At 69.0% G+C, this 12,693-nt stretch carries 10 protein-coding genes and 1 pseudogene; 9 read left to right on the forward strand and 2 right to left on the reverse strand.

Translation table 11 applies throughout. The features are described from left to right. The gene (locus OG921_RS25500; protein ID WP_266115347.1) at nt 1-1,632 is read right to left on the reverse strand and encodes a serine hydrolase; all 1,632 of its coding nucleotides are present in this window, start codon (nt 1,630-1,632) and stop codon (nt 1-3) included. 233 nt (nt 1,633-1,865) lie between these two features. Between OG921_RS25500 and map the strand changes: the two genes are divergently transcribed. The 3 genes from map to OG921_RS25515 all read left to right on the forward strand — a co-directional run bounded on the left by map (nt 1,866) and on the right by OG921_RS25515 (nt 4,943). After that, nucleotides 1,866-2,723, forward strand: a complete 858-nt coding sequence (gene map / locus OG921_RS25505) for a type I methionyl aminopeptidase (protein WP_266115348.1) — start codon at nt 1,866-1,868, stop codon at nt 2,721-2,723. Nucleotides 2,724-2,730: 7 nt separating this feature from the next. Next, nucleotides 2,731-4,251, forward strand: a complete 1,521-nt coding sequence (locus OG921_RS25510; RefSeq protein ID WP_266115349.1) for a cobyric acid synthase — start codon at nt 2,731-2,733, stop codon at nt 4,249-4,251. Nucleotides 4,252-4,379: 128 nt separating this feature from the next. Further along, nucleotides 4,380-4,943, forward strand: a complete 564-nt coding sequence (locus OG921_RS25515) for an alpha/beta fold hydrolase (protein WP_266115350.1) — start codon at nt 4,380-4,382, stop codon at nt 4,941-4,943. Nucleotides 4,944-4,981: 38 nt separating this feature from the next. Here the strand turns inward: OG921_RS25515 and OG921_RS25520 are convergent, their stop codons facing one another. Then, nucleotides 4,982-6,016 (reverse strand): alpha/beta hydrolase, encoded by a 1,035-nt coding sequence (locus OG921_RS25520; RefSeq protein WP_266115351.1) that lies wholly within the window; start codon nt 6,014-6,016, stop codon nt 4,982-4,984. Between the two features lie 238 nt (nt 6,017-6,254). Here OG921_RS25520 and mqo point away from each other — a divergent pair, with 238 nt between their 5' ends. The 6 genes and pseudogenes from mqo to OG921_RS25550 all read left to right on the forward strand — a co-directional run. After that, nucleotides 6,255-7,784 (forward strand): malate dehydrogenase (quinone), encoded by a 1,530-nt coding sequence (mqo, locus tag OG921_RS25525; protein WP_266115405.1) that lies wholly within the window; start codon nt 6,255-6,257, stop codon nt 7,782-7,784. 13 nt (nt 7,785-7,797) lie between these two features. Next, complete coding sequence (locus OG921_RS25530) at nt 7,798-8,244, forward strand: GNAT family N-acetyltransferase (RefSeq protein ID WP_266115352.1); 447 nt, start codon at nt 7,798-7,800, stop codon at nt 8,242-8,244. A 53-nt stretch (nt 8,245-8,297) separates the two neighbouring features. Next, the gene (locus tag OG921_RS25535) at nt 8,298-10,241 is read left to right on the forward strand and encodes a magnesium chelatase subunit D family protein (RefSeq protein WP_266115353.1); all 1,944 of its coding nucleotides are present in this window, start codon (nt 8,298-8,300) and stop codon (nt 10,239-10,241) included. A 40-nt stretch (nt 10,242-10,281) separates the two neighbouring features. Next, entirely contained in the window at nt 10,282-10,902 is a 621-nt protein-coding gene (gene cobO / locus OG921_RS25540; protein ID WP_266115354.1) for a cob(I)yrinic acid a,c-diamide adenosyltransferase, read from the forward strand. Between the two features lie 10 nt (nt 10,903-10,912). Further along, nucleotides 10,913-12,298, forward strand: coding sequence for a cobyrinate a,c-diamide synthase (locus OG921_RS25545; protein ID WP_266115355.1), 1,386 nt, complete (start codon nt 10,913-10,915; stop codon nt 12,296-12,298). Continuing rightward, nucleotides 12,204-12,638 (forward strand): annotated as a pseudogene (locus OG921_RS25550) (cobalamin biosynthesis protein); the annotation flags it as partial. The gene OG921_RS25545 and the pseudogene OG921_RS25550, both read left to right, overlap by 95 nt. Nucleotides 12,639-12,693 lie beyond the last annotated feature (55 nt).

Here is a 12,693-nt window from a genome sequence, read left to right on the forward strand (position 1 = left end):
CTAGGGCTGGCGGCCGAGCGTGCCCATCCCGTCCTCGTCGAAGTGCTCGAGCTCGACCGCCGACGCCGTGTCACCGTTCATCTCGAAGGTGACCTTGGCGATGCTCCCGTCCGGAGCATTCTCACCGCTCGGGATCATGGTGAATACCGAGCCGTCCCAATGTGTCAGTGGGAACTGCATGTGCTTCGGCCCGATGGTGAGGATCAGTTGCCCACCGTTCTCGGACACGGTGGCCGGGCCGACGTAGTCGTTGGCGTAGGTACCCATGTATGCGGAATTCGATGCTGCGGGTGCGGGATTGGCCGGCGGCTGCTCGCCGACCAATTCCCCGACCGGCGCGGACACGGTGGCCGTTAATAGCTTTTCGTACCCGGCGGCCCAATCCGCTTGTACCGCACCGAAGATCGCGAGGTCGGCGAAATCGTTGCGCAGCGCCTCCGCGGTGCCGTTGCCGCTGGCGTTGGTCAGCACCACGATGCCGAGGTCCAGGTTGGGAATCGCCATGATGGTGGTACCCGCGCCCTGATAGAACGCACCGGAGTGGGTGAGCCGAACACGACCCGACGAATCGTCGCCGATCTCCCAGCCGTACCCGAAGAAGGAGTCGCGGGCATCGGTCTGGGTCGGTCCGGCGCCCGCCCGCATCGCCGGGGCCAGCGAGGCGGCCAACGCATCCTCGTCCACCACGCGTGTCCCGTCGGCGGTGGTGCCGCCGCGCATCACCATGGCCAGCCAGGTCGCGACGTCGGTCACCGACGCGCTCACCCCGCCGGCGGGGGCTTGCGCATCCGGCTCGCGGACATACTTGGCTTCGTACTTGCCGTCCACCAGAACATGACCGACGGCGTGGTTGGGCTCGGCCTCGAAATCGGCGAATCGTGAACTGGTGTGCGCCATCCCGAGCGGGCGGTAGAGGCTCTCCTCCGACAACGTCGCCCAGTCGGTTCCGGCGGCCGCGGCGACCGACTCCGCGGCCGCGGTCAGCCCGAAGTTGGTGTACTGGCCTTGGGCGCGGAACGGGTCCAGTGGCAGGTAGCGCAGCCGGTCGAGGACCTGCTGCCGGTCGTAGCCGATGTCCTCGAGTTGGTCGGCGGCATGGTCCGGCAGGCCGGAGCGGTGTGCGTACATGTCGGCGATGGTGACGTTGGCGGTGACATACGGATCGGCGAGCGCGAACGATGGCAGGTGCGCGACCAGCGGCGTATCCCACGTCACGGTGCCGTCGCCGATCTCCTTGGCAATGACGGAGGCGCCGATCGGTTTGGACACCGACGCGAGCTGGAAGGCCGTGTCGGTGTCGACCCTGTCCGGTTTACCGGTGTCGCGAACGCCGTAGCCGCGGGAGAACACGACCTCGCCGTTGTGCACGACGGCCACCGCCATACCGGGAATGCCGGTGCGGTCCATCGCCTCCTGTGCGAGCCCGTCGACGCGGTCGATCGCGGCGTTCACCCGCCCGTCGTCGGTCGGTACCCCGGGAATCGCGGCGGGGTTGGCCCCGGGGCCGGGGCCCGGGACCAGCAATGCACTCGACGTCGTAGTGGTATCGCTCGACGACTCGTCGTTCGAGCAGGCCACCAGCCCGGCGGCGAGCACTGCGCAGAGGGCGATCAGAACTGGGCGTGCGGTCATAGCTGTGCTCCCGGCGCGGCTCTTGGATTCGGGTTCACGCTACGCACGCGGTTGCCGCAGTGTTGCCGGTTTCGTGCAGGTCGTAGGTACGTGCTCGCGAGACCGAACAAATGGCCCCCGACACGCCGTCCAGACGGGCCATTTGCTCGTGATCACGGCAAACGAGAACAGTGCAAACGAGAACAGTGCGGACGAGTTCTCGGCGCGTCGGGCCTGGTATTACCCTCGAAGCCATGCCGACACGTACCGCGCTCCGCCCCGGGGAGGTTTCGCCCACCCTCGACGTCCCTCGATCCATCGAGCGGCCGGAGTACGTGTGGAAGAAGACGGCCAAGGAAGGCGACGAGCCCTGGGTGCAGACGCCCGAGACGATCGAGGCGATGCGCATCGCCGGCAAGATCGCCGCCCAGGCGCTGCAGGAAGCGGGCAAGGCGGTTGCGCCCGGCGTGACGACCGACCAGCTCGACCGGATCGCGCACGAGTACATGTGCGATCACGGCGCGTACCCCTCGACGCTGGGCTACAAGGGCTTCCCGAAGTCGTGCTGCACCTCGCTGAACGAGGTGATCTGCCATGGCATTCCGGACTCCACCGTGATCGAAGACGGTGACATCGTGAATATCGATGTCACCGCCTACATCCATGGCGTGCACGGCGACACCAATGCCACGTTCCTCGCCGGCAACGTCGATGAGGAAGTGCGGCTGCTCGTCGAGCGCACCGAGGAAGCGACCAAGCGGGCGATCAAGGCGGTCCGGCCGGGGCGCGAATTGAACGTGATCGGCCGCGTGATCGAGGCCTACGCCAACCGGTTCGGTTACGGCGTCGTGCGTGACTTCACCGGTCACGGTGTCGGCCCGACCTTCCACAGCGGACTGGTCATCCTGCACTACGACCAGCCGGCGGTCACCGACGTCATCGAGCCGGGGATGACCTTCACCATCGAGCCGATGATCAACCTCGGCACTCCCGACTACGAGATGTGGGACGACGGTTGGACGGTGGTAACCAAGGATCGCAAGTGGACCGCGCAGTTCGAACACACTCTGGTCGTGACCGACAGCGGCGCGGAAATCCTCACGCTGCCGTGACACGAGCGTGAAGGGCGCGCTGCTCGTCGCGGGCTGCACTTCCGACGCGGGCAAGAGCGTGGTGGTCGCCGGACTGTGCCGGCTGCTCGCCCGCCGCGGCGTCGCGGTGGCGCCGTTCAAGGCGCAGAACATGTCGAACAACTCCGTGGTCACCCTCGACGGCGGGGAGATCGGCCGTGCCCAGGCGTTGCAGGCGCACGCCTGCGGACTCGAACCGAGCGTGCGGTTCAACCCGGTCTTGCTCAAGCCGGGCAGCGACCGGCGCTCTCAGCTCGTCGTCCGCGGCAAGGCCGTCGACACCGTCGGCGCGGCCGACTACTTCCGCCATCGCACCGCCCTGCGCGCCGTGGTCGCCGACGAACTCGCCGCTCTGCGTGCCGATTTCGATGTGGTGATCTGCGAAGGTGCGGGCTCACCGGCGGAGATCAACCTGCGCGAGACCGACCTCGCGAACATGGGCCTGGCCCGGGCCGCGGATCTGCCGGTGCTGGTGGTCGGCGATATCGATCGCGGCGGTGTCCTCGCGCACCTGTTCGGCACGCTCGCGATCCTCGAACCCGCGGATCAGGCGCTGATCGCGGCGTTCGTGATCAACAAGTTCCGCGGCGACGTCGGACTGCTCGAACCCGGACTGCGCCAACTGCGCGAACTGACCCATCGCCCGGTGCTCGGTGTGTTGCCCTACGCCGAACAGTTGTGGATCGACGCCGAGGACTCACTCGGCACCGTCGCCGACGCCCCGGTCGGTCGTCCGGCCGCGCCGCGGGGCAGCGAGTGGCTCACCGTCGCCGCGATCCGGCTGCCGCGCATTTCCAACTCGACCGATGTCGAGGCGCTTGCCTGTGAACCGGGCGTGTCGGTGCGCTGGGTGACCGAGCCCTCCCGGCTCGCCGGCGCGGACCTCGTCGTGCTGCCTGGCAGTAAATCCACGGTGACCGATTTGGAATGGTTGCGGCGCACCGGGATTGCGGACGCGCTCGTGGATCGGGCCGGGCGCGGCGGACCAATCTTCGGTGTGTGCGGTGGCTATCAGATGCTCGGTCGGTGTATCGAGGACGAGGTGGAGTCGGGCCGCGGCAGCGTCCCGGGCCTCGGCCTGCTCGACCTCGACATCCGCTTCGCCACACCCAAAGTGCTCAGCCGAGTCGCCGGCACCGCAGGGCCGATTCCGGTGCAGGGCTACGAGATTCATCACGGCCGGATCGTCGGCAGCGGCGATGCCCCGCTGCTGCGTTGTGACGACGGCAGTCCCGAGGGGAGCAGTCGCGGGCCGGTGTCCGGAACGCATTGGCACGGCCTGCTCGAATGCGACGATTTCCGGCGCGCGTTCCTCGTCTCGGCGGCCGAGCAGAGTGGGCGTGCGGGTTTCATGGTCGCCCCCGATACGTCGTTCGCCGCCGTGCGCGACGGCCAACTCGACCTACTCGCCGACCTCGTCGAGCAGCACCTCGACATGGATGCGGTGCGCGATCTGATCGAGCACGGCGCGCCGCGCGGCCTGCCGACCTGCACTGTCGGGAGTGCCTAGCCGGCCCGACCCGAGAGAGTGGATACGCCGGTGGCTGGTAGTGCGCTGTGTCCGCGGTGACGTTCGTCATGCGTGCGGCATCTCTCCGGGCGGGCCACGCCGCCGTTCTGCCGGTAGCGTTTTCTCTCATGGAGTCGAAGCAGGTGGAGACCTCCGACGGGGCGTTCGACGTCGCGGTCGGTGGACCGCAATCAGCCCACGTCGTGGCGCTACTGCCGGGATCCGATGATCCGGGGATCTACGACGAGGTGTGCGCTCGACTACACGAGTCGGGACTGCGCACGGTGGTGATCGGTGCGCCCGGCGCAACACCATCCGAGGCCGCCGTGCTCGAGGTGCTCGATTCGCTCGGTCTGTCCTGGGTGAACCTCGTCGGCAACGGAGACGGTGCCGAAGTGGCCTGGCTGCTCGCGGCGCGCACCTTCGGCCGGTTCGTCAGCCTGATCGTCACCGACCGAGGCCATCCGGCGATCCCGGACGCGACCGGCACGGTCCGGGCCGCGGACTGCCCACCGGTGGAGGTGCCGACCACGGTGATCGTGGGCGATCAGGTCTACCGCGAGGCCGCCGAACTGTCCGGCCGACGCGTCTATGCCGACTTCCGCGTCGTGTCGTTCGAGGACCCCGCTGGGATCACCGCGGCGGGGCAGCAGTTGGCGACCGAGATCGTGTTGCGCACGAGCACCTGGTAACCCACCCGCCGGTCCGCCGGTGAGATGCTCACTGCCGGTCAGCCGGCGAGGTTTTCACCGTTCGCGTCTCGGTGGGCGTGCAGCCAATCCAGCCAGCGGTCGAGTTCGTCGAACGCGTTCGCCAGCGCAGGCGCGCCGGACAGGAACACGTCGTGGCGGGCGTTCTCGATCGGCACGATCGCGGTCCGCTCACCGAGGCAGCCCGACCAGCGCTGGATCTGTTTGACGTCGAGCACGGCGTCGGCGACGTCGACCTCGGACCCGTAGTTGCGGACGAACTTCGACAGCTTCGAGCGCAGGATCAGGGCGGGCACGCCGATGTCGAGCCCGCGGTGCAGTCGCTGGTGGCCGATCCGGATCGCGCGCAGCCAGCCGAAGCGGACCGGGAAGCCGGCAAGCGGTTTCCAGTCCAGGTCGTAGTCCCATTCGCCCGCGGCGCTCGTGTGCAGGCTGGTGCCGTAGGAATCGATGCCCTGGCCGGGGAGCACCGACAGTCCACGCAGCCGGCCGACCGTGTGAATGATCGTGGTGCCGATGTTGCGGACGAATGCCGGGCCCTGCAGGTCGAACCAGGGGCTGTTGAGGATCAGACCGCTGACACCGTCGAGCGAGTCGGCGCGGCGCAGCCGATCGAGCCACAGCGGCAGAATCAATCCACCGGTGGAATGTGCCATGAGCAGGACGTCGGTGCCGGTGTCGGAACGTACCTTCGCGAGTGCGGAATTCAATTCCACGTCGTAAAGGGTGAGGTCGGACACATAATGCGGGGTCTGTCCCGCGCGCTGCGACCGCCCGCACTTGCGTAGGTCGATGGCGTAGAAGGCGTAACCGAGTTTCGCGAAATGCTCCGCGAGGTGTCGCTGGAAGAAGTAGTCGGTGTATCCGTGCAGGTAGAGGACCGCGCCGGCAGGACGTTCGAGACCTGCGGCGACGTGCCTGACCAGGGTCGCGAAGATTTGGCCCTCGCCCTCCGGATCGGTGCCGAGAGGAAGCGTGGACTGCTCGTATCCCTCGCCGAGAATGTCGGGTTGCCAGTCCGACCACGGCGAGTCCGATTGCGCGTAATGCGTCACATTCCCAATCTATCGGGAGCTTCGACCCCGGGTGAGGCGCACAATCGAGTTGGGTGAATGCCGGGTAACCTGTGCCCGACGGTCGCGCGTAATCCGGACTTCATCGGGGTACGTGCAGGTTGGAGCGGACCGGCTCGGACCCAACCAACCCCAAGTGCCTGCAGGTAGAAAACGTACCCGCACCCACAGACAAGGAAGTCGACTCACCGTGTCGCATGCAGCAGTGAACTCGAACAGCGTGGATTCGGACAGCGCAACCGACGTCGTTCTCATCGGCGCCGGCATCATGAGCGCCACCCTCGGCACCATGTTGCAGCAGTTGCAACCGGATTGGTCGATCACGCTGTTCGAACGGCTCGACGCCGCCGCCGCGGAGAGCAGTGACCCGTGGAACAACGCGGGCACCGGGCACTCCGCGCTGTGCGAACTGAACTACACCCCCGCACGCCCGGACGGCACCGTCGACATCACCAAGGCCGTCACGGTGAACGAGCAGTTCCAGGTGTCGCGGCAGTTCTGGGCGCACGCGGTCGAGACCGGCGTGCTGCACGACCCCAAGGACTTCATCAACCCGATCCCGCATGTCAGCTTCGTGCACGGCGCGGACAACGTGCGCTACCTCCGGGCCCGCTACGACGCGCTGGCCGGCAACCCGCTGTTCGCCGGTATGGAGTTCATCGACGATCCCGACGAGTTCGGGCGTCGGCTGCCGCTGATGGCCAAGGGCCGCGACTTCGCCGACCCGGTCGCGCTGAACTGGAGCCAGGACGGCACCGACATCGACTTCGGCGCGTTGACCAAGCAATTCATCAACAACCTCTCCTCTTCCGGCGGCACCGTGCACTTCGGGTACGAGGTGCGCAACATCAGCAAGCAGTCCGATGGGCGCTGGAAGGTCAAGGTCCGCAACAACCGCACTCTGCGCACGCGCACCGTGACCGCCCGGTTCGTCTTTGTCGGCGCAGGCGGCGGGGCGCTGCCACTGCTGCAGAAGGCGGGCATCAAGGAAGCCAAGGGGTTCGGCGGCTTCCCGGTCAGCGGCCAGTTCCTGCGCAGCACCAACCGCGACCTCATCGAGGCGCACCACGCCAAGGTCTACGGCAAAGCCCCCGTCGGCGCGCCGCCGATGTCGGTACCGCACCTCGACACCCGAGTGATCGACGGACGCCCGGGCCTGCTGTTCGGCCCGTACGCGGGCTGGACGCCGAAGTTCCTCAAGGAAGGCAAGCTGACCGATCTGCCCAAGTCGGTGAAGCCGAACAACCTCGGCTCGCTGCTCGGCGTCGGCGTCACCGAACTCGGCCTCACCAAATACCTGGTCGGCGAGCTGCTGCAGTCGCAGGCCGACCGGGTGGACACCCTCGCGGAGTTCGTGCCCAAGGCGGCGGCGAAGGACTGGGAGCTGATCACGGCCGGTCAGCGCGTACAGGTTATCCGGCGCAAGGGCGTCGGCGGCGTACTCGAATTCGGCACCGCCGTGATCACCGCGGAGGACGGCAGCATGGCCGGCCTGCTCGGTGCCTCGCCCGGCGCGTCCACCGCGGTCCCCGCGATGATCGACGTGCTGCAGAAGTGCTTCGGTCGCGAGTACCCGGGCTGGGAGCCCAAGCTCAAGGAAATGGTGCCGTCGCTCGGCGTCGAACTTGCCGAAAACACGAAGCTGTTCGACGAGGTCTGGGACTGGACGTCGCGGGCACTCCAGCTGCGCAAAGACGATGTTCCCGGGGCGGATCAGTCGAGCCGGCTCGCACGCGCCGCTTCGGTGTGATAGTCAAAGCCCCATGGCGGCTACCCTCCACCGGTCCTGGTCCTACGACCTGAGCACGAGCACGCTCTACGAATTGCTCAAGCTTCGCGTCGAGGTGTTCGTTGTCGAGCAGAAGTGCCCGTACCCGGAATTGGACGGACGTGACCTCGAACCGGAGACCCGACACTTCTGGCTGGAATCCGATGGTGAGGTCATCGCGACGATCCGGCTGCTCGAGGAACATCAGGACGGCAAGACCTTTCGGATCGGCCGGCTGTGCGCCCGCACGGACGTGCGCGGCGAAGGGCACACCACCCGGCTGCTGCAGGCGGCGCTCGCCGAGGTCGGGTCCGATCCGTGCGTGATCAACGCGCAGACCTACTTGGTGGACATGTACGCCAAGCACGGCTTCAAGTCCGTCGGCCCCGAGTTCCCGCTCGACGGGATTCCACACGTGCCGATGCAACGCGGCGGCAACTGACCCAGCACGCGCCTGGCCCCGGCCGGCCCGAGCGGTACACCTAGAGTTGCCGTGTGACTTCAGCCGACCGTCCCGTTGCCGACAGCGATGTGGGATTCCCGTTCAGCGCGGTTGTCGGGCAAGACCGGTTGCGCCTTGCGCTGGTCCTGTGCGCCGTGCACCCCGGCATCGGCGGCGTGCTCGTGCGCGGCGAGAAGGGCACAGCGAAGTCGACGGTCGTCCGGGCGCTCGCGGCACTGCTGCCGCCGATTGCCGGTGGACAGCGCCGCGCCCGGCTCGTGGAATTGCCGGTCGGCGCGACCGAGGACCGCGTCATCGGGTCGTTGAACCTGGAGAAGGTGCTGCGCGAGGGGGAGACCGCGTTCCAGCCCGGACTTCTCGCCGCAGCCCATCACGGCGTGCTCTACGTCGACGAGGTCAATCTGCTGCACGACCACCTCGTCGACGTGCTGCTCGATGCGGCCGCGATGGGCCGCGTGCACATCGAGCGCGACGGGGTCTCGCATTCGCACCCGTCCCGGTTCGTGCTCGTCGGCACGATGAACCCCGAGGAAGGCGAGTTGCGTCCCCAGCTGCTCGACCGGTTCGGGCTCACGGTCGACGTGACCGCCTCGCGGGATGTGGACGTGCGCATGGAGGTAGTCCGCCGCCGGCTCGACTTCGAGCACGATCCGGCCGCGTTCGCTGCGCAGTGGGCCGATGCGGACGCCGCGGTGGCGGCACGAATCCTTACCGCCCGCGCCGCCGTGGACGCGGTGACCCTCGACGACGACGAATTGCGGCGGATCGCCGCCCTGTGTGCGTCCTTCGACGTGGACGGCATGCGGGCCGACCTCGTCGTCGCACGAACCGCGACCGCGCATGCTGCCTGGCGCGGCGCGGACACGGTCACCGAGGACGACATCCGGGTGGCCGCCGAGCTGGCGTTGCCGCATCGGCGTCGCCGCGACCCGTTCGACGAGCCCGGCATCGACCCGGGACAGCTCGACGACGCGATGCGCGACGCTCAGCAGCATCTCGATGATCAAGCCGAACCGGAAGCCGAACCGCCGTACGGCAACGACGACACGCAGCCCCCGCAACCCGAAAGTGCATCGGGTGATCCCGAAGGCCCCGACGATCCCGGTGACGGCGGGCCCGGCGGCGGTGTGGCGCCGGGGCGCCCGTCCGCACCGCCACGCACGACCGGCGCGGTGCGCAAGCTGGAGATCCCCGGAGTGGGGCAGGGCGCGCCGGGACGGCGCTCCCGCTCGCAGGCACGGCACGGCCGCGCCACGCGTGCCACCGAACAGCCCGGCAAGGGCCTGCACCTGATCGGCACGCTGTACGCCGCGGCCAGGCATCAGCGGTCGCGCGGTCGCACCGACGGACGGATCCTGCTGGCGCCCGGCGATGTTCGCGGTGCCGAGCGGGAGGGTCGGGAGGCCAACCTGGTCGTCTTCGTGGTCGATGCCTCCGGGTCGATGGCCGCGCGGGACCGGCTCGCCGCGGTGACCGGGGCAGTCGTCGCACTGCTACGCGACGCGTATCAGCGCCGGGACAAGGTCGCGGTGATCACGCTGCGCGGTTCCGAGGCCGAGCTGGTGCTGCCGCCGACCTCGTCGGTCGACATCGCGGTTCGCCGGCTGAGCGGACTGCGCACCGGTGGCAAGACACCGTTGGCCCAGGGACTGCTGCGCGCCCGTGAAGTCGTGCTCCGCGAGCAGGTCCGCGACCCGCAGCGGCGCGCCATGATGGTGCTGCTCACCGACGGCCGCGCCACCGGTGGCACCGATCCGATCGGGCGCGCGCGCACGGCGGCGGCACTGCTCGCGGGGACCGGGGCGACATCGGTCGTGGTGGACTGCGAACGCGGCATGGTCCGGCTCGGGCTCGCCGCCGAGTTTGCGCGGAATCTCGGCGGGATCTGCCTGCGACTCGACGAGATCACCGCCGATGCGGTGTCCGGGGCCGTTCGCCTCGGCGATCACCGGCGCCGCTCCGGCCGCGCGGCCTGACAGTACTGTTCCCCGCGGTCGACGAAAGGACCACGCACCCATGCCGAAAGGTGTTCCGCTGCCCGAATCCATTCCGGCAGACGGGCTTACGACGCGTCAGCGCCGAAATCTGCCGATCCTCGCCGTGCATACCGGCCCGGGTAAGGGCAAATCGACCGCCGCGTTCGGGATGGCATTGCGCGCATGGAACCAGGGCTTCGACGTCGGGGTGTTCCAGTTCGTGAAGAGCGCGAAATGGAAGGTCGGCGAGGAGGCTGCGTTCCGCGCGCTCGGCGAGGTACACGACCGCACCGGAGAGGGCGCCGCGGTGCAGTGGCACAAGATGGGCGAGGGCTGGTCGTGGACCCGTAAACAGGGCAGCGAGGATGACCACGCCGCCGCGGCCGCGGAGGGCTGGCGAGAGATCGCGCGGCGGCTGGCTGCGCAAACCCACCGCTTCTACGTGCTCGACGAATTCACCTACCCGCTGAAGTGGGGTTGGGTGGACGTCGACGAGGTCGTGCGCGTGCTGACCGACCGGCCCGGCAACCAGCATGTCGTGATCACCGGCCGCGACGCCCCGAAGGCACTCATCGATGCCGCGGACCTGGTCACCGAGATGACCAAGGTCAAGCACCCGATGGATGCCGGACGCAAAGGCCAGCGGGGCGTCGAATGGTGAGCGTCGCGCGATGAGTGTCCCCGCCGTCGTGATCGCCGCACCCGCCTCGGGAAGCGGCAAGACGACCGTCGCCACCGGACTCATCGGCGCCCTGCGCGCCGCCGGACACCGAGTCGCGCCGTTCAAAGTCGGTCCGGACTACATCGACCCCGGCTACCACGCGCTCGCGGCCGAGCGGCCCGGGCGCAACCTCGACACGGTGCTTGTCGGCCACGACCGGATCCGGGCGCTCTACGCGCACGGCAGCGCGGGATGTGACATCGCGGTCGTCGAAGGCGTGATGGGCCTGTTCGACGGCAAGATCGGCGGCAGCGACACGGACCCATCGGCGGAGGGGTCGACGGCGCAGGTGGCCGCGCTGCTCGGCGCGCCGGTGATCCTGGTCGTCGACGCGCGCGGGCACAGCCAGAGCCTTGCGGCGCTGCTGCACGGTTTCGCCACCTACGACCCGGCCGTCCGGATCGGCGGGGTCATCCTCAACCGGGTTGGCAGCGACCGGCACGCCGAGGTGCTGCGCGCCGCGTGCGCCCGGGTCGGTCTGCCGGTCCTCGGGGTCGTCGCCCGGCTCGACGAACTCGCCGTGCCCTCACGCCATCTCGGGCTGATTCCCGCGGTCGAGCACGGTCGTGCCGCAGTGGCGGCCGTGGACGCGATGACGGTGCTGGTCGCCGAGAGTGTCGACCTCGCCGCGGTGGTGGACGCGGCCAGGTCAACGGCGGCGGCGCCGGCGTGGGATCCCGCGGCGGAACTGGGTGAACCGCCCACGGGGTCGCGAGTGTCTGTCGCGCTGGCCGGTGGCCCGGCGTTCACGTTCGGCTACGCCGAGCATCGGGAACTGCTCGACGCGGCCGGCGCCGACGTCGCGGTATTCGATCCGCTGTGCGACCCGCTGCCCGAGAATGCCGCGGCGCTGGTTCTGCCCGGCGGGTTCCCCGAGGAGCACGCCGGCGCGCTGTCCGCCAACAGCAGCCTGCGCACGGCGCTGGCGCAGCGCGTGGCGGCAGGCATGCCGGTGCACGCGGAATGCGCGGGGCTGCTCTATCTCGCCCGCACGCTCGACGGTCACCCCATGGCCGGTGTGCTCGACGTCGCCGCCGAATTCGGGCGCACCCTCACGCTCGGCTACCGCGAGGCCGTCGCGCTGACCGATTCGCCGCTGTGGAGCGCGGGGGAGCGGGTGACCGGTCACGAATTCCACCGCACGCGGCTCGTCGGCGACATCGGTGCCGAAGCGCAGGCATGGGGATGGCGCGCGTGGGGCGGTAACTCCACCCGCGAGGGATTCGTGCACGGCCCGGTGCATGCCTCCTACCTGCACACCCATCCCGCAGGCAATCCGGCCGCGATCGGCCGGTTCGTGCGCGCGGCGCAAAGGTTCGCGGCAACCGGTGGCTGACTACGTCGTCGGTGTCGGCATGCGGCGGGGCGCCGACGCCGCCACGATCCGGGCCGCGGTTGCTGCCGCGCTCGGCGCAACCGTCGACCGGGGCACGCTGCGCTGTCTGGCCACCGTGGACAGCAGGGGCGACGAGTCCGGCTTGATCGCCGCCGCGGCGGATCTCGATGTGCCGATTGTGTCCTTCCCAGCCGGCGAACTGGCCGACGTGCCGGGGGTGGCGCCCTCCGCTCGCACGGCCGCGGCGATCGGCACGCCGAGCGTCGCGGAGGCAGCTGCGGTACTCGCCGGGCGGGGTGGGCGTCTGGTCGTGCCGAAACGCATCGTCGGCGGAGTCACCGTCGCGGTCGCCGAACTCGGATCGGCCAGAGGACCGGACCTCGGCACTCGCGTAA

Source organism: Aldersonia sp. NBC_00410 (assembly GCF_026342035.1).
Taxonomy (GTDB): domain Bacteria; phylum Actinomycetota; class Actinomycetes; order Mycobacteriales; family Mycobacteriaceae; genus Aldersonia.

What these genes read in the sequence shown, in the direction of transcription:
- OG921_RS25530 (WP_266115352.1), top strand. Translation starts at nt 7,798, where the DNA reads ATGGCGGCTACCCTCCACCGGTCCTGGTCCTACGACCTGAGCACGAGC.
- OG921_RS25545 (WP_266115355.1), top strand. Translation starts at nt 10,913, where the DNA reads ATGAGTGTCCCCGCCGTCGTGATCGCCGCACCCGCCTCGGGAAGCGGC.
- cobO (WP_266115354.1), top strand. Translation starts at nt 10,282, where the DNA reads ATGCCGAAAGGTGTTCCGCTGCCCGAATCCATTCCGGCAGACGGGCTT.
- map (WP_266115348.1), top strand. Translation starts at nt 1,866, where the DNA reads ATGCCGACACGTACCGCGCTCCGCCCCGGGGAGGTTTCGCCCACCCTC.
- OG921_RS25500 (WP_266115347.1), bottom strand. Translation starts at nt 1,632, where the DNA reads ATGACCGCACGCCCAGTTCTGATCGCCCTCTGCGCAGTGCTCGCCGCC.
- OG921_RS25515 (WP_266115350.1), top strand. Translation starts at nt 4,380, where the DNA reads ATGGAGTCGAAGCAGGTGGAGACCTCCGACGGGGCGTTCGACGTCGCG.